This window comes from Sphingomonas sp. 2SG (assembly GCF_005503285.1).
GTDB classification, from domain to species: Bacteria; Pseudomonadota; Alphaproteobacteria; order Sphingomonadales; family Sphingomonadaceae; genus Sphingomonas; species Sphingomonas taxi.
The window spans coordinates 1-15,369 of sequence record NZ_SCMZ01000068.1; the positions used below are offsets into that span (position 1 = coordinate 1).

Sequence of the window (15,369 nt, forward strand, 5' to 3'; positions counted from 1 at the left end):
GGCGGGGGCGGTCGCAACGCCCGCCCCGCGTTCACCGAGCCGCTTCCACATCGTCTTCGTCACCCCCGACTCGTTCCGAAGTCCACCGGGCGCAGGGGCACGGCTGGAGGCACAACCGATGCTCCCCGCCGCGGAGTGGACCCCGGAACCAGTCCGGGGTGACGGGGTGCGCCTGGAAGGCGATGGAGCCACTCGAACGCTCATATGCGATAGCCGCCGCGTTCACGGGCGTGCGCGGAGGTCGCGCGGCTTACGCCCCGATCGTCTCCAGCACGCCTTCGAAGAGGCGGCGGCCGTCGGTGCCGCCGTGCGCGGTTTCGATCTTGCGCTCGGGGTGGGGCATCATGCCGAGCACATTGCCGGCGGCGTTGAGGACGCCGGCGATGTCGCGCGCCGAACCATTGACCGATTCGCCATAACGGAAGGCGACGCGGCCTTCGCCCTCGAGCCGGTCGAGCGTGTCCGAGTCGGCGAAATAATTGCCGTCGTGGTGGGCGACGGGGACGCGGATCGTCTCGTTCGCGTCATAGCAGCTGGTGAACGCCGATTGCGCATTGGCGACGGTCAGCGCGACGTCGCGGCAGACGAAGTCGAGTCCGGCGTTGCGCATCAGCGCGCCGGGCAGCAGCCCCGCCTCGGTCAGCACCTGGAAGCCGTTGCACACGCCGAGCACGGGCAGGCCGCGGCCCGCCTGCTCGACGATCGCGCGCATGATCGGCGAGCGCGCCGCGATCGCGCCCGAGCGCAGGTAATCGCCGTAGGAGAAGCCGCCCGGCACCGCGACGAGGCCGACGCCGTCGGGCAGCTCGCTGTCGCCGTGCCAGACCATCGCCGGCTTGCTGCCGGTCACCCGTTCCAGCGCCACCGCAAGGTCGCGGTCGCAGTTCGAGCCCGGAAAGACGACGACCGCGGTTTTCATGTCAGACGCGCTCCACGCGGAAATTCTCGATCACCGTATTGGCGAGCAACTGGCGGCACATGCCGTCGATCGACTCGTCGGTCGTCGAGTCGGCGACCTCGAGTTCGAACATCTTGCCGGCGCGGACGTCCTCGACGCCTTCGAAGCCGAGGCTGCCGAGGGCATGATGGATGGCGCGGCCCTGCGGGTCGAGCACGCCGGGCTTGAGCGTCACGAAGATACGCAGCTTCATCTTACTTACCCCGGCGTTTGCGATGGCTGTCGAGGTCGAGCACGGCGCCGTCCTCGCCCTCGGGCATCAGGCCGAGGCGACGCGCCACCTCCTGATAGGCCTCCGCCTCGCCGCCGAGATCGCGGCGGAAGCGGTCCTTGTCCATCTTCTCGTTGGTGTCCATGTCCCACAGGCGGCAGCCGTCGGGGCTGATCTCATCGGCGAGGATGATCCGGCCGAAGTCATTGTCCCAGATGCGGCCGAATTCGAGCTTGAAGTCGACCAGCCGGATGCCGACGCCGGCGAACAGGCCGCTGAGGAAGTCGTTCACGCGGATCGCGAGGTCGGCGATGTCGTGCATCTCCTCCTGGCTCGCCCAGCCGAAGGCGGCGATATGCTCGTCGGTGATCATCGGATCGCCGAGCGCATCATCCTTGTAATAATATTCAATGATCGTGCGCGGGAGCTTGACGCCCTCCTCGATCCCCAGCCGCTTCGACAGCGAGCCGGCGGCGACGTTGCGCACGACGACCTCGATCGGCACGATCTCGACCTGGCGGATGAGCTGTTCGCGCATGTTGAGCCGGCGGATGAAATGCGTCGGCACGCCGATCGCGTCGAGCATCGTGAAGATATGCTCGGAGATCCGGTTGTTGAGCACGCCCTTGCCGTTGATCGTGCCCTTCTTCTGGGCGTTGAACGCGGTGGCGTCGTCCTTGAAATACTGGATCAGCGTGCCGGGCTCGGGGCCCTCGTACAGGATCTTGGCCTTGCCTTCGTAGATCTGGCGGCGCCGAGCCATGCGCGTGTCCCCTGAAATAGAGCAGCCCCGGCGGCGCGAGGTTCGCGAGCCGGGGCCGGAATGGTCGCGCCTATAGGGGAAGGGGGGCGGGGGTGCAATCACGAGCGATACCGGCGAAAACGATACCGAAACGGGCGCATGACATCGGCGGGGATGCACGGTAACGCGCGAACGTGATTTACATCCACCGGTCTCGCGGCACAGGCCGCTATCTATACGCCGTGGCGGTCGGTGTGGCACTGACCGTCTTATCGGCCCTTCCCGCGGCGGCGCAGCAGCAGGATGCGCAGCTGTGGACGCAGATCAACACCAACGTGCCGCTGACCGACGGGGTGCGCGTCACGCTGGAGCAGATCGCGCGGTTCAGCGACCGGCAGGACGGATTGTACCAGACCGAATTCGGCGCGCTGCTCGGGATCAAGGCAGCGAAGGGGATCGAGCTCGGCGTCGGCTATCGCAAGGTGGGGGCGCATAACGGCAATACCGGCGCCGACGAGGATCGCATCCGCCAGCAGGTGGTGGGGACGTTCGGCGGCTTCACCACGCGCTTCCGCGTCGACGAGCGGTTCAATCCGCGCGGGTCCGAGATCGGCTTCCGGGTGCGGCCGCTGCTGCGCTACAATCAGCGGCTGGGGACGGGCAAATGGGCGCTGTTCGTCAGCCACGAGAGCTTCCTGCTGCCCAACAGCACGCGCTGGGGGCAGCGCAGCGGTTATGAGCGGATGCGCAACATCGTCGGCGTCGTCGTGCCGATCGGCAAGCTGATGACGGCGGACGTCGGCTATCTCAACCAGTTCCGCCCCGGGCGTAGCGATGCGCGCGCGCAGATGGATCATGCGCTCAACCTGCAGTTGACGATCAATTTGCAGGGGGAGGTGTTTCCGCATCTCAACGATTGAGGCGGCCGGTCAGGTCACGGCGTTGCGTTCGGCATAAGCGGGGTTGCGCCATGCCTCGGTGGCGATGACGTCGCGGAGGTGTTCGCCGGCGCACCACACGTCCTCGTGGCTGAGATACAGCGGAGTCAGGCCGAGGCGCAGCACGTCGGGGGCGCGGAAGTCGCCGATGACGCCGCGGGCGATCAGGGCCTGCGTCACCTCATAGGCGTGGTCGTGGCGGAAGCTGATGTGGCTGCCGCGTCGCGCCGGGTCGGCGGGGCTGACGCAGGGGAGGCCGGCGGCGGCGCCGGCTTCGGCGAGGATGGCGAAGAGCGCGGCGCTCTTGGCGGCGATCCGGGTCAGGTCGACGTCCTGCCAGAGGTCGAGCGCGGCCTCGAGGCTCGCCATCGCGAGGATCGACGGGGTGCCGACCAGCCAGCGCTTCATCCCCGCGGCGGGGCGGTAGGCGTCGGTGAAGGCGAAGGGTTCGGCATGGCCCATCCAGCCGCTCACCGGATTGGCGAGCAAATCGTGCAGGCGGCGCGCGACATAGAGGAAGGCGGGCGCGCCGGGGCCACCGTTGAGATATTTGTAGGTGCAGCCGACCGCCATGTCGGCACCGGCGGCGGTGACGTCGATCGGCACCGCGCCGACGCTGTGGCTGAAGTCCCACAGCATCAGCGCGCCGGCGGCGTGGGCGCGGGCGGTCCAGCCGGCGAGGTCGAAGCGTTCGGCGGTCTTGTAATGGATGTGGGTGAGCAGCATCACCGCGGTATCGTCGTCGAGCGCGGCGGCGAGGTCGGCGCGCGCGACGACCTTCAGCGCCGCGCCCTCCACGCAGGCGACCGCGCCCTCGGCGATGTGGAGGTCGGTGGGGAAATTGCCAGCCTCGCTGACGATCGTGCGGCGGGCGGGATCGTGGCGGAGCGCGGCGACCAGCGCCTTGAACAGATGCGTCGAGGTGGTGTCGCCGACGATCACCTCGTCCGCGGCGGCGCCGATCAGCGGCGCGATCTTCGCGCCGAGGCGCTGCGGGGCGTCGATCCAGCCTTCGTTCCAGCTGCGGATCAGCCGCTCGCCCCATTGCCGCTGGACGGTGTCGGCAAGCGCGGGGATGACGGCGCGCGGCAGCACGCCGAGCGAATTGCCGTCGAGATAGATGAGGCCCTCGGGCAGCGCGAAACGGTCGCGGAAGCGCGCGAGCGGGTCGGCGCGGTCGAGGGCGCGGGCGTCTTCGCGGGTCATGCGGCGTCTCGGGCAAGAGCGGAGCGGAGGAGGGCGCGCGCGTGCGTCCAGGCGGGGGTGCCGGGAGCGATCAGTTCGACGTGACCGGTATCGGCGATGGTGTGGAGGTCGACCGCGTCGCCGGCGGCGCGGGCGCGGGCGACATAGTCCTCGGCGAGGCGATAGGGGACGATGCGATCCTCGCGGCCGTTGACGAGGTCCTGCACCGCGCCGAGCGGGAGGAGCGGCGGGACCGAGGTGTCGGCATAGGGCGCGGCGCGGCTTTGGTCGGTGAGCTGTGCGATTACCTCGGTGACGCAACCGTTGTCGGGGCTGGCGGCGACCGCGGCGAGATCGGGCAGGGCGCCGAGGGCGACGACGTGATCGAGGCGCAGCGGATCGGGATCGTGGAGCGGGCTGTCGGGGGCGATGCGGTGGCGCGCGGCGAGCCACAAGGCGAGATGCCCGCCCGCCGAATGGCCGAGCGCGACGCGGCGGGCGAGGTCGAGGCCGTGCGCGGCGGCGTCGCTGCGCAGCCGGTCGGCGGCCGCGGCGACGTCGTGGAAGGTGCCGGGATAGCCGCCGCCGGCGCGGTCGACGCCGCGATAGTCGATGTTCCATGATGCGATGCCGTGATCGCGCAGATCGGCGGCGACCCAGTCCATCAGCCGGCGGTCGGCGATGCCGGTCTGCCAGCAGCCGCCGTGGACGATCAGCACCACCGGATGCGGCCCGGCACCGGCGGGACGCCAGAGGTCGATCACCTGCAGCGGGTCGGGTCCGTAGGCGATCGTCGCATCGGGCGTGCCGCGCGGGCGGCTGGTGAGGTCGGGCCAGGTCAGCATGCGGGGACAACGCTAGCGGACGGCGGATGGGCGCGCGATCCCCGGTGTTCGCAAGAGAAGGGTTGTCGTGGCGTTTGCAAAGCGTCCTCCCATTTCGTCACCCCGGACTCGTTCCGGGGTCCACGGGGCCGCAGGAGAACGGTGTCGAATCAAGCCTTCCTCCTCGCCGCAGGGTGGACCCCGGAACAAGTCCGGGGTGACGGGGTGGGCTTGGAAGACGACAGGCTCGCACGAGCGTCCATATGCGATTGCCCTGCGGCGTGACGGGGTGGGGGAGCCGTCACCACGAGTCCCACCGCCACCGCATCCGCCGCGCCGGATGTGTGCGGAACTGGGGCAGAGGCGGCCGCGCGCAGCATGGCCAGATCGGCCGCAGCCGGTTACGGCAATGGTTCGTAACGGTCGGGGCGCGCATGAAGATCCTGGTGCTGTCCAGCCTGTATCCCAATGCCGCGCAGCCGCGGCACGGCATCTTCATCGAGCATCGCGTCGCGCATCTCGCCCGACCCGGCGACGAGATCCGCGTCGTCGCGCCGGTGCCGTGGTTCCCCAGCGCGCATCCGCTGTTCGGCCGCTACGCGGATTTCGGCCGGGCGCCGCAGGCCGCGACACGGCGCGGGCTGGCGATCAGCCATCCGCGCTATCCCGTGCTGCCCAAGATCGGCATGGCGGCGGCGCCGTGGCTGATGGCGGCGGCGCTGTATCCGCATATCGCCAAGCTGCGGCGGACGTTCGATTTCGACGCGATCGACAGTTATTATCTCTATCCCGACGGGGTGGCGGCGGGACTGCTCGCGCGGATGTTCGGGCGACCGTTCCTGATGAGCGCGCTCGGCACCGACGTCAGCCTGATCCCGCAGCATCGTGCCGAACGGCGGATGATCCTCGCCGCAATCGCCCGCGCGGCGGCGGTGACCACGGTGTGCGGCGCATTGCGCGACGAATTGCTCGCGCTCGGCGCGGCGGCGGACAAAGTGCGGGTGGTCGAGCATGGCGTCGACCTCGCGCTGTTCCGGCCGCCGGCCGACCGCGACGCGCTGCGCCGGTCGCTCGGGCTGGACGGGCCGGCGGTGCTGTCGGTCGGGCATCTGATCGATCGCAAGGGGCATGATCTGGTGATCCGTGCGGTCGCGGCGCTGCCGGGGGTGACGCTGATGATCGCGGGGGACGGGCCGCGCGAGGCGGCGCTGCGCGCGCTGGCGGCGGAGCTGGGCGTGGCGGAACGGGTGCGCTTCCTCGGCCATGTCGACCAGGCGCGGCTGCCCGATCTCTACGGCGCGGCGGACGTGGCGGTGAACGGCGCGGATCGCGAGGGGATCGCCAACGTGCTGCTCGAGGCGCTGGCCTGCGGGACGCCGCTGGTCGCGACGCCGATATGGGGTTCGCCCGAGGTGGTGCGAGTGCCGGAGGCGGGGCTGCTGAGTGCGAACCGGTCGGCCGGCGCGATCGGCACCGCGATCGCGCGGCTGCTCGCCGCGCTGCCCGATCGCGCGGCGACGCGGCGCTATGCGGAACGCTACGACTGGCGCGAGACGGGGCGGCTGCATCGGGCGCTGCTGGCGGATGCGGTATCCGCGCGAGAATAGGGGCTTGGCGCACGGAGGCCGTGTCCGTCATGCCGGACCTGATCCGGCATCCCGCTTCCTCGACGGCGGCGGAAGCGGGACCCCGGCTCGAGGCCGGGGTGACGGAAGGTAGGCGCTCGGTGCAAGCGGGTGCGACACCTGCCCACAGCGCCCGCGTCAGCTCTTCACCCCCGCCCGTTGCCGTTTAGACCCCCACGGACTAGTGTTCCCGATATGGCCACCGACTTTCAGGAACCCCCGATCGGCATCCTCGATGCGCCGTTCGATACCGCCTTGTCCGACCGCTATCTGGTCTATGCGCTGTCGACGATCACCGCGCGGTCGCTGCCCGACGTGCGCGACGGGCTGAAGCCCGTCCACCGGCGGCTGTTGTGGGCGATGCGGCTGCTCAAACTCGATCCGAGCCAGGGCTATAAGAAATGCGCGCGCGTCGTCGGCGACGTCATCGGCAAATATCACCCGCACGGCGACCAGTCGGTCTATGACGCGATGGTCCGCCTCGCGCAGACCTTCTCGCTGCGCTATCCTTTGGTCGACGGGCAGGGCAATTTCGGCAATATCGACGGCGATAACGCCGCCGCCTATCGCTATACCGAGGCGCGGCTGACGCAGGTCGCGATCGACCTGATGGACGGGCTCGACGAGGATGCCGTCGCCTATCGCCCGACCTACAATGGCGAGGATCAGGAGCCGGAGCTGTTCCCCGGCCTGTTCCCCAATCTGCTCGCCAATGGCGCGAGCGGCATCGCGGTCGGCATGGCGACGAGCATCCCGCCGCACAATGCCGCCGAATTGCTCGATGCGGCGATCATGCTGGTCGACAAGCCCGACGCGCCCGACACCGCGGTGCTCGACTTCGTCAAGGGGCCGGACTTTCCGACCGGCGGGCTGGTGGTCGATCCGGCGGCGGTGATCGCGGAAAGCTATGCGACGGGGCGCGGCAGTTTCCGCGTCCGCGCGCGCTGGGACATCGAGCGCGAGAAGGGCGGCGGCTGGCAATTGGTGGTCAGCGAGATCCCGTACGGCGTGCAGAAGGGCAAATTGATCGAGCAGATCGCCGGGCTCATCAACGACCGCAAATTCCCGATCCTCGCCGACGTGCGCGACGAATCGGATGCCGAGGTGCGGATCGTGCTCGAACCGCGCAGCCGCACCGTCGATCCGCAGGTGCTGATGGACGGCCTGTTCCGCTTCTCCGACCTCGAGACGCGGATCAGCCTCAACCTCAACGTGCTCGACAAGGATCGCACGCCGCGGGTGATGTCGCTCGGCGGCGCGCTCAAGGCATGGGTGGAGCATCAGTTCGTCGTGCTCGAACGGCGCACGCGCCACCGGCTGGGCAAGATCGCCGACCGGATCGAGCTGCTCGACGGCTATCTGATCGCCTATCTCAACCTCGACCGGGTGATCGAGATCATCCGGACCGAGGACGAGCCCAAGGCGGTGATGATGGAGGAATTCCGCCTGACCGACCGGCAGGCGGAGGCGATCCTCAACATGCGGCTGCGCAGCCTGCGCCGGCTGGAGGAGTTCGAGATCCGCGGCGAGCGCGACAAGCTCGACAAGGAGCAGGCCGAGCTGGAGGGGCTGCTCGCCGACCCCGCCAAGCAGAAGCGGCGGATGAAGCGCGACATGAAGAAGGTGCGCGACCGCTACGGGCCGGAGACGGCGCTCGGCGCGCGGCGCACGACGATCGAGGAAGCCGCGCCGACCCGCGACATCCCGCTGGAGGCGATGATCGAGCGCGAGCCGATCACGGTGATCCTGTCGCAGCGCGGCTGGATCCGCGCGATGAAGGGGCATTCCGATCTCGCCTCGGCGGAGACGCTCAAGTTCAAGGAGGGCGACGGCCCCGCCTTCGCCTTCCATGCGCAGACGACGGACAAGTTGCTGCTCGCGGCGGAAAACGGGCGGTTCTTCACGCTGGCGGCGGACAAGCTGCCCGGCGGGCGCGGCTTCGGCGAGCCGGTGCGCGCGATGATCGACCTCGACGGATCGATCGGCGTCGTCGCCTTCCTCAACGCGCGCGCGCAGGCGCAATTGCTGATCGCCGCCACCGACGGCCGCGGTTTCCGCGTGCCCGTCGCCGAGGTGATCGCCGAGACGCGCAAGGGCAAGACGGTAATGACGCCGCGGCCGGGGGCGAAGCTGCTCGTCGTCCGCCCGGTCGCGCCCGAGGCCGATTACGTCGCGGCGATCGGCGACAACCGCAAGTTCCTCGTCTTCCCGATCGCCGAGCTGCCGGTGATGACGCGCGGCACCGGCGTGCAGCTGCAACGCTTCCGTGAGGGCCATTTGTCCGATGCGACCACCTTCGTCTTCGCCGAGGGGCTGAGCTGGCCGATGGGCGGCGGCTCGGGCCGCACCCGCACCGAGACCGACCTGTCGCTGTGGCGCACCGCACGCGGCGCCGCCGGCCGCACCCCGCCGACCGGCTTCCCGCGCGACAATCGGTTCGGGGGGTAGGAACCCGATTTCACCTGCGAACGATACGTGCTGATATACATCAATATGAACGTATACTTTCAGGGCGCTTTAACGAACGGCGTCTAAAACAGGGGATATGGCCACCGCTTCGCCTGACCTGTCGTCCATCACGCTCGCTGCGCGGGAGCTGTTCGAGCGCGATCTCGAGCTGATCCCGATCCCGACGGTGCAGGTCGTGCGCGAGGGCGACGGGTTCGAATTCCTCGCGGTCAATCGGGCCTATCGGCTCGCCGGGCTGGGCGTGATCGCCGACCGGTCGCCGATGCTGGCGATGCTCGGCAGCCGCATCGACGCCTTCCTGCGGACCTCCGACGTGCGGATCGATTTCGACTGGTCGATCGGCCAGGTGATCGATTCGCGTTATTATCGCGTCACCATCGCGCGGCCGACGCCGATGCTGCGCGACCGCTGCCAGATCGCGTTCATCGACCTGACCGCGCAGATCCACACCGAACGCTCGCTGCGTCGCGAAATGACCACCGACAGCCTGACCGGCCTGCCCAATCGGGAAGGCTTCAGCGACATGATCGAGGCGGTGCAGGCGGAACGCAGCTGCCATGCGGTGCTGGTCATCGATATCGATCGCTTCGGGCGGCTCAACGCGTGTCTCGGCGGCCTCGCGGGCGACGAATTGCTGATCACCGTCGCGCGCCGGATCAAGGGCGTGCTGCGCGCGCGCGATTCGCTCGCGCGGATCGGCGGCGACGAATTCGGTATCCTGATGGCGGTCGACGACGATCCCGCCGAGGCCAACCGGCTCGCCGAGCGCATCCGCTGCGCACTGTCGGCACCGTTCCGGCTGAGCGATTACGAGATCGGCGTCGAATGTTCGATCGGCATCGCTTACGGCAATGACGCGATCGACGATGTCGAGGAACTGATCCGCAACGCGCAATTTGCGGTCAAGCGCGCCAAGACCGGGCGCCAGGTCGAAAGCTATCAGACGCAGGCGTTCACGCTGGCGCGCGAGCAATTCGCGATGGAGACGGCGCTGCGCCGCGCGATCGACGACCGGCAGCTGCGCCTCGCCTTCCAGCCGATCTGCGATCTGGCGACGGGGGCGGTGGTGTCGTTCGAGGCGCTGGCGCGCTGGCGCGACCCGCAGGGCGTCGAGCATATGCCGAGCGACTTCATCCCGGTCGCCGAGGAATCGGGGCTGATCGTGCCGCTCGGTCGCTGGGCGATGGACGAGGCGGCGCGGACGCTGCGCTGGTGGGACGAGGAATGCGGCGGCAATTGCGGGATGCGCGTCGCGGTCAATCTGTCGGCGATCCAAATGCAGCGCGACGACATCACCCCGGTGGTCGAGGCCGCGCTGATCCGCCACGATCTCGCCGGCGAGCGGTTCGTGCTGGAGCTGACCGAAAGCGCGATCGTCACCGATCCCGATCGCATCGCCGGGATCATGCACGGGCTGAAGGCGCTCGGCACGACGCTGGCGATGGACGATTTCGGCACCGGCTATTCCAACCTCGCCTATCTGCAGAAGCTGCCGATCGACATCCTCAAGATCGACCGCAGCTTCGTCTCCGGCATGCTCGCCGACCGCGACAAGATCGCGATCGTGCGCGCGGTGCTCAGCCTCGCGCAGGCGCTCGGCATGCGCACGACGGCGGAGGGGATCGAGAGCAACGAACTGGCGCAGACGCTGGCGGCGCTGGGCTGCACCTATGGACAGGGCTATCTCTACGCGCGGCCGCTCGAAGCCTCGGACGCGCTGGCGATGGTCGTCGCGGCGCGGACCGCTTCGTCGGCGAGCTGAACCACGCGGGCTGCGTCGGGGAAATCCTCGGCGAGCCATTGCGTCTCGATCCGGCGCAGCACCGCCGCCACCTCCGGTCCCTTGCGCAGACCGCGTTCGACCAGCGCGCCGCCACCTATCGGCAGCGCCGGCGGTGTCCAGTCGCGGATCGGCGCGACATCCTCGCCCGCGAGCAGCAGCCGGTCGATCGCGCCCGTCGTACCGACGCGATAGGCGAGCGCACGCGGGCCTTCGTCGCCGGGGCCCTGGCGGGCGGCGACCAGGCGCTTGCGATCGATGTTCGACAATTTGAGGCGCGCGCTGACGCTTTCCGCCGCCTCGCGCGGGAGCAGGGCGGCGAGCCTGCGGATCGCGTCGGGGGCGACGCCGGCGGCGGCCTCGCGTTCGGCGAGTTTTGCGAACAGCGTCGCCTCGGTGATCTCGGGCAGCACCGCGCGGAAGATGCCGCGGTCGATCATCAGCGCGATCACCGGCACCGCATGGCGCGCGACGAGCAGCTTGAGCAATTCGGCGGCGATCCGTTCGCGCGACAGCGCCATCAGGTCGTTGGCGCGGGCGGTACAGGCGTCGAGCCCTTCGGCGTCGATGGCGTTCTGGTCGGCGGCGCCGAAGCGCGCGTGGAAGCGGAAGAAGCGCAGGATGCGCAGATGATCCTCGGCGATGCGGCGATAGGCGTCGCCGATGAAGCGGACGCGGCCGGCGTCGAGATCGGCGAGGCCGCCGAAATAGTCGATGACGTCGCCGCGCGCCGGATCGGCATAGAGCGCGTTCATCGTGAAGTCGCGGCGCGCGGCATCGTCCTGCCAGACGTCGGTGAAGGCGACGATCGCATGGCGGCCGTCGGTCGAGACGTCGCGGCGCAGCGTCGTCACCTCGATCGGGCCGTCGGGCAGGATCGCGGTGATCGTGCCGTGCGCGAGGCCCGTCGGCACCGCGCGGAAGCCCGCCGCCTCGAGCCGCGCGAGCACGTCCTCGGGCAGCAGCCGGGTGGCGAGGTCGATATCGGCGGGATCGAGCCCGAGCAACGTGTCGCGGACGACGCCGCCGACCAGCCGCGTCTGCTCCGGTCCACCGAGCACGTCGACCAGCGGGCTGAAGCCGTCCCGCGCGGCGATCCGGTCGAGCGGCAGCGTCACCATGCCAGCCGCCGCGACAGGTTGACGATCATCGCCGCGGTCGCGCCCCAGATGCGGCGGTCCTGCCAACGGATCTCGTAATAATGGCGCGTGCGGCCGCGCCATTCGGCGCTCGCCGCGATCTGGTTGGCGGGATCGAGCAGGAAATCGAGCGGCACCTCGAACACGCTGGCGACCTCCGCCTCGCTGGCGACGAACGGCAGGTCGGCGGGGACGGCGGCGAGCACCGGCGTGACGGTATAGCCGGTGACGGTGCGATAGCGGTCGACCGCGCCGATCACCTGCACCTGCGAGGGGGGCAAAGCGATCTCCTCCTCCGCCTCGCGCAATGCGGCGGCGACGGCATCCTCGCCGGGATCGAGCCGGCCGCCGGGAAAGGCGATCTGGCCGGCGTGGTGGCGCAACGTGTCGGTGCGCTGGGTGAGCAGCACGCCGGGGCGGGCGCGATCGGTCACCGCGACGAGCACCGCGGCGGGCGTCAGATCGGCCTCGTCGCGGCCTTCCAGTTCGCGGTCGTCGCCGGTCAGCAGGACGGGATCGGTGCGGTTGCCGTCCTGCCATGCGCGCACCAGCCGTTCGGCCAGGCTCATGCGGCGGGTTCCAGCGGGAAGAAGGCGCCGTCGCTCCACACGCCGGGGCGCGCGGCATCGTCGGCGAGCGCGCGGTCGGCAAGCTCGTAATAGACCGGCCGCGCGACTAGCGCCTCGAGCCCGCCGCGGACGTGAAGATAGGGGCGGGGGCCGTCCGCGCCCTCGGTGAAGCGCAGCGGATGATCGGGGCCGGCGGTGACGAGATCGCCGGTGTTGAGCCGGAAGGCGAGGCGGGCGTCGGCGCCGTCGCCCTCCGCCTTCATCTCGACCGCGACGAAGGGCGCATCCTCGACCGCGATATCGAGCTTCTCGACCGGGGTGACGAGGACGTAGCGGCCATCGGGCTCGCGGCGCAGGATCGTCGAGAACAGCCGCACCATCGCCGGCCGGCCGATCGGCGACCCCTGATGATACCAGCTGCCGTCGCGCGCGATACGCATCTCGCTGTCGCCACAATGCGACGGGTTCCATTGCTCGACCGGCGGCAGCCGCCGCTGTTCGACCAAAGTTGCGATCTCGGCGAGGCTGAGACTGGCGAGATCGGGAAGCTCCTCCATCGGCATCGCCGCGAGGTAGGCGCTCCGGGTGCCGGCGTAAAGGCGGTCAGGCCCCCGCCGATATCACCGGGATAGCCGGGATCGCCGGGCCGAGCAGGCCGGCGGTCGCCGGCACCCGGTCGCCGCGCGACAACAGGCGGTGGCGCTCGACCGGGCCGGGCAGGCGCCAGTCGGCGGTGCGGCTGGCGTCGAAACCGAAGAAGCGACCGTAATATTCGGGATCGCCGATCAGCATCAGCCGGTCGTCCAGCCCCTCGGCCCGCGCGGCGTCGAGCGCGCGGCGCATCAACTGGCGGCCGATGCCGTCGCGCTGGCGGCCGGGCTCGACCGCGACGGGGCCGATCATCACCAGCGGATGCGCCGCGCCATCGTCGCCGTCGAGCAGCACCGGCCAGCATTGGATCGAGCCGATCAGCGCGCCGTCCTCGACCGCGGCGAGGCTCAGCGCGGCGATGGGGGCGACCGTGCCGCGCACCTTATAGGCGGTGCGGCCGTGGCGGTCGGGGCCGAACGCGCGGTCGAGCAACGCCTCGACGGCGGCACCTGCGACAGTGGCGAGCGGCACGAAAGCGATCACGGGCGGGGGTCCTTTTCGTCCGGAACGGACGGGCGCGGCGCATGCGGCGGCGCGGGCCGGAACGCAAGCGGCAATGCGATTGGCGCATCGCGGTGCGGCTTGCTAGAGGCGGGCGCCATGCAAGACAGTCTTCAGCTGGAGGTCCACGACCTCGAGGTCCAGGTGCTCACCGGTATCTATTCGGAGGAGACGCACCTGCCGCAGCCGCTCCGGATCGACCTGACCGTCGACCTCGCCTGCCCGGACCATTTCGCGCCGGACACGCCGCTGTCGGCGTCGAAGAACTATCTCGACCTCAAGCATGCCGCGACCGGCGCGCTGCCCGAGGGGCTGCACTTCACGCTGATCGAGGCGGTGGCGGACCATATCTGCGAGACGCTGTTCCTCACCGATCCGCGCGTGCTGCGGGTCAAGGTCAAGATCGTCAAGCTCGCCATCGCCGAGGCGGGCGAGTCGATCGGGATCACGCTGGTCCGCAACCGCCGCTGACCGGCGGAGCGCCGGGCGACGTGGTGCCTCCCGCGGTTACGGACGGATCGTCCGCGTCCGTCGGCAGGCGCCGAGCTGTTCCCGGACATAGCCATAATCCTCGCGGGCCAGCGTCGCGTCGGAGGCGGCCAGCGACGCGATGCTCTGCTCGGGCAGGTCGGCCGGCAGCGCGCAGGCGAGGCGGTACCAGAGCAACGTGTCGCGCGCCGGCGGTGCCGCGGCCTCGTCTACGATCTCGGACAGCGCCACCGCCCAGCGCGGCTGCTCACCGGGGCGGCGCAGCACGGTCAGCGACACCGGCGCGCCATTGGCGGTGGTCAGGAAGACCTGCGTCTCGCCCTCTCCCGGCAAGGCACCGGGGACATGGAAGACGTTACCGATACCAGTGATGACCGGCGGCGCATCGGCGGCGACCAGCGCGGTCGCGATCGCTCTGACGCGTGCGTCATCCGCCGGCGTCCAGACAATCTGCGCGTCCGGCGCGGCCAATTGTATCTGATCGGGACGCCCGGCGACCGGACGGCCGAACAGCAGCACCCTCATTTTCTTCAATTTCGGCAAGCGTCCGGACGAATCGGGCGCAATATCCAAGAGATAGCCGATTCGCGGCGGCAGTCCGCCGGCGCCGCGGACCAGCGCGCCGAGATCCGCCTCGACATAAAATCGTGTGAATCCCGGCGATACGCCGACGGCATCGGCGCCCTTCAGGCGCACCGCCGAGCGGATCGTCGCGTCGGCGATCACCGGGGAGGCGATCACCAGATCGGTCAGGTCGGCATAACTGATACCGCTCCCAGCATCGCGCGAAACCGCGGGAATCGGGGCGCTTTGGCCCGGAAAAGCGGCGGCGGCAGGCGATGCGGCGAACGCGACGGCGGCGAGCAGGGTCGGGCGAAATACGGGTATCATGCCGAAATCGCTAGCCGAATGCACCTGAACGATACAGAAATAAAAGTGTCGCTAAACGATTGTACGTTTGTTGCGTCCGACAAAGCGTTTGCGCGGCGGGGAACGGGGCGATAGGGTTTGCGGACTGCCACACACGGCACCAGCCGGGGCAGGGGCCTACGCGCGCTCTTCCCCCGGGCGCTGCGAGGACCGAGAGATTAGGGAGTGTCGTTGCTGAATGGCCTATGCTGACCAGAAGATGTCCGGTGGCAGGGTGGTCGCGATCGTCATCGTCGTGCTCATCCATGCGGCGCTGGGCTACGCCTTCGTCACCGGGCTCGCGTACCAATACGTGAAAAAGGCCCAAGAAAAACTTAACACGTTCGACGTGGAGGAGCCGCCTCCCCCGCCGCCGGAC

At 69.5% G+C, this 15,369-nt stretch carries 15 protein-coding genes and 1 pseudogene; 6 read left to right on the forward strand and 10 right to left on the reverse strand.

What is annotated here, in order from left to right; genetic code table 11:
* Positions 1-250: 250 nt before the first annotated feature.
* The 3 genes from purQ to purC are packed head-to-tail and all read right to left on the reverse strand — an operon-like array spanning position 251 to position 1,932.
* Positions 251-919, reverse strand: coding sequence for a phosphoribosylformylglycinamidine synthase subunit PurQ (gene purQ / locus FFS23_RS18365; RefSeq protein WP_137899735.1), 669 nt, complete (start codon positions 917-919; stop codon positions 251-253).
* A gap of 1 nt (position 920) precedes the next feature.
* The gene (gene purS, locus FFS23_RS18370; RefSeq protein WP_038663334.1) at positions 921-1,151 is read right to left on the reverse strand and encodes a phosphoribosylformylglycinamidine synthase subunit PurS; all 231 of its coding nucleotides are present in this window, start codon (positions 1,149-1,151) and stop codon (positions 921-923) included.
* A gap of 1 nt (position 1,152) precedes the next feature.
* Positions 1,153-1,932, reverse strand: a complete 780-nt coding sequence (gene purC, locus FFS23_RS18375; RefSeq protein WP_038663332.1) for a phosphoribosylaminoimidazolesuccinocarboxamide synthase — start codon at positions 1,930-1,932, stop codon at positions 1,153-1,155.
* Between the two features lie 221 nt (positions 1,933-2,153).
* Between purC and FFS23_RS18380 the strand changes: the two genes are divergently transcribed.
* Complete coding sequence (locus FFS23_RS18380; protein WP_249340754.1) at positions 2,154-2,831, forward strand: DUF2490 domain-containing protein; 678 nt, start codon at positions 2,154-2,156, stop codon at positions 2,829-2,831.
* Between the two features lie 9 nt (positions 2,832-2,840).
* On the opposite strand, the gene kynU is transcribed toward FFS23_RS18380, so the two are convergent.
* Together kynU and FFS23_RS18390 are read right to left on the reverse strand one after the other, a co-directional pair.
* A complete protein-coding gene (gene kynU, locus FFS23_RS18385) occupies positions 2,841-4,055 on the reverse strand; it encodes a kynureninase (protein ID WP_137899736.1) in 1,215 nt (404 codons plus the stop codon).
* On the reverse strand, positions 4,052-4,879 hold the full coding sequence (locus FFS23_RS18390) for an alpha/beta hydrolase (protein ID WP_137899737.1): 828 nt from the start codon (positions 4,877-4,879) through the stop codon (positions 4,052-4,054). The genes kynU and FFS23_RS18390 overlap by 4 nt, the downstream gene beginning before the upstream one ends.
* Positions 4,880-5,292: 413 nt before the next feature.
* On the opposite strand from FFS23_RS18390, the gene FFS23_RS18395 reads away from it, so the two are divergent.
* The 3 genes from FFS23_RS18395 (at position 5,293) to FFS23_RS18405 (ending at position 10,714) form a co-directional block, all read left to right on the forward strand.
* Complete coding sequence (locus tag FFS23_RS18395; RefSeq protein ID WP_137899738.1) at positions 5,293-6,465, forward strand: glycosyltransferase; 1,173 nt, start codon at positions 5,293-5,295, stop codon at positions 6,463-6,465.
* A 213-nt stretch (positions 6,466-6,678) separates the two neighbouring features.
* A complete protein-coding gene (parC, locus tag FFS23_RS18400) occupies positions 6,679-8,931 on the forward strand; it encodes a DNA topoisomerase IV subunit A (RefSeq protein WP_137899739.1) in 2,253 nt (750 codons plus the stop codon).
* 97 nt (positions 8,932-9,028) lie between these two features.
* The gene (locus tag FFS23_RS18405) at positions 9,029-10,714 is read left to right on the forward strand and encodes a putative bifunctional diguanylate cyclase/phosphodiesterase (protein ID WP_137899740.1); all 1,686 of its coding nucleotides are present in this window, start codon (positions 9,029-9,031) and stop codon (positions 10,712-10,714) included.
* On the opposite strand, the gene FFS23_RS18410 is transcribed toward FFS23_RS18405, so the two are convergent.
* Genes FFS23_RS18410 through FFS23_RS18425 form a run of 4 tightly spaced genes read right to left on the reverse strand, consistent with a single transcriptional unit; the run spans position 10,639 to position 13,574 of the window.
* The gene (locus FFS23_RS18410; RefSeq protein WP_137899741.1) at positions 10,639-11,853 is read right to left on the reverse strand and encodes a CCA tRNA nucleotidyltransferase; all 1,215 of its coding nucleotides are present in this window, start codon (positions 11,851-11,853) and stop codon (positions 10,639-10,641) included. The two genes, FFS23_RS18405 and FFS23_RS18410, sit on opposite strands and share 76 nt — an antisense overlap.
* A complete protein-coding gene (locus tag FFS23_RS18415) occupies positions 11,847-12,440 on the reverse strand; it encodes a CoA pyrophosphatase (RefSeq protein WP_038663298.1) in 594 nt (197 codons plus the stop codon). The genes FFS23_RS18410 and FFS23_RS18415 overlap by 7 nt, the downstream gene beginning before the upstream one ends.
* A complete protein-coding gene (locus FFS23_RS18420; RefSeq protein WP_137899745.1) occupies positions 12,437-12,997 on the reverse strand; it encodes a DUF1285 domain-containing protein in 561 nt (186 codons plus the stop codon). Before FFS23_RS18420 ends, FFS23_RS18415 begins: the two co-directional genes overlap by 4 nt.
* Before the next feature lie 46 nt (positions 12,998-13,043).
* Positions 13,044-13,574: a GNAT family N-acetyltransferase gene (locus FFS23_RS18425; RefSeq protein WP_137899742.1), complete on the reverse strand. Its 531-nt coding sequence runs from the start codon at positions 13,572-13,574 to the stop codon at positions 13,044-13,046.
* Between the two features lie 117 nt (positions 13,575-13,691).
* Here FFS23_RS18425 and FFS23_RS18430 point away from each other — a divergent pair, with 117 nt between their 5' ends.
* Entirely contained in the window at positions 13,692-14,063 is a 372-nt protein-coding gene (locus tag FFS23_RS18430) for a dihydroneopterin aldolase (RefSeq protein WP_038663284.1), read from the forward strand.
* A gap of 36 nt (positions 14,064-14,099) precedes the next feature.
* Here the strand turns inward: FFS23_RS18430 and FFS23_RS18435 are convergent, their stop codons facing one another.
* Positions 14,100-14,972, reverse strand: coding sequence for a hypothetical protein (locus FFS23_RS18435; protein WP_137899743.1), 873 nt, complete (start codon positions 14,970-14,972; stop codon positions 14,100-14,102).
* A gap of 217 nt (positions 14,973-15,189) precedes the next feature.
* Here FFS23_RS18435 and FFS23_RS18440 point away from each other — a divergent pair.
* Positions 15,190-15,369, forward strand: a pseudogene (locus tag FFS23_RS18440) (energy transducer TonB); the annotation flags it as partial.

Coding starts and splice junctions, on each gene's coding strand:
- purS (WP_038663334.1), bottom strand. CDS start 1,151: ATGAAGCTGCGTATCTTCGTGACGCTCAAGCCCGGCGTGCTCGACCCG.
- FFS23_RS18415 (WP_038663298.1), bottom strand. CDS start 12,440: ATGAGCCTGGCCGAACGGCTGGTGCGCGCATGGCAGGACGGCAACCGC.
- purC (WP_038663332.1), bottom strand. CDS start 1,932: ATGGCTCGGCGCCGCCAGATCTACGAAGGCAAGGCCAAGATCCTGTAC.
- FFS23_RS18390 (WP_137899737.1), bottom strand. CDS start 4,879: ATGCTGACCTGGCCCGACCTCACCAGCCGCCCGCGCGGCACGCCCGAT.
- FFS23_RS18435 (WP_137899743.1), bottom strand. CDS start 14,972: ATGATACCCGTATTTCGCCCGACCCTGCTCGCCGCCGTCGCGTTCGCC.
- FFS23_RS18410 (WP_137899741.1), bottom strand. CDS start 11,853: ATGGTGACGCTGCCGCTCGACCGGATCGCCGCGCGGGACGGCTTCAGC.
- FFS23_RS18395 (WP_137899738.1), top strand. CDS start 5,293: ATGAAGATCCTGGTGCTGTCCAGCCTGTATCCCAATGCCGCGCAGCCG.
- FFS23_RS18430 (WP_038663284.1), top strand. CDS start 13,692: ATGCAAGACAGTCTTCAGCTGGAGGTCCACGACCTCGAGGTCCAGGTG.
- FFS23_RS18420 (WP_137899745.1), bottom strand. CDS start 12,997: ATGGAGGAGCTTCCCGATCTCGCCAGTCTCAGCCTCGCCGAGATCGCA.
- FFS23_RS18405 (WP_137899740.1), top strand. CDS start 9,029: ATGGCCACCGCTTCGCCTGACCTGTCGTCCATCACGCTCGCTGCGCGG.
- parC (WP_137899739.1), top strand. CDS start 6,679: ATGGCCACCGACTTTCAGGAACCCCCGATCGGCATCCTCGATGCGCCG.
- purQ (WP_137899735.1), bottom strand. CDS start 919: ATGAAAACCGCGGTCGTCGTCTTTCCGGGCTCGAACTGCGACCGCGAC.
- kynU (WP_137899736.1), bottom strand. CDS start 4,055: ATGACCCGCGAAGACGCCCGCGCCCTCGACCGCGCCGACCCGCTCGCG.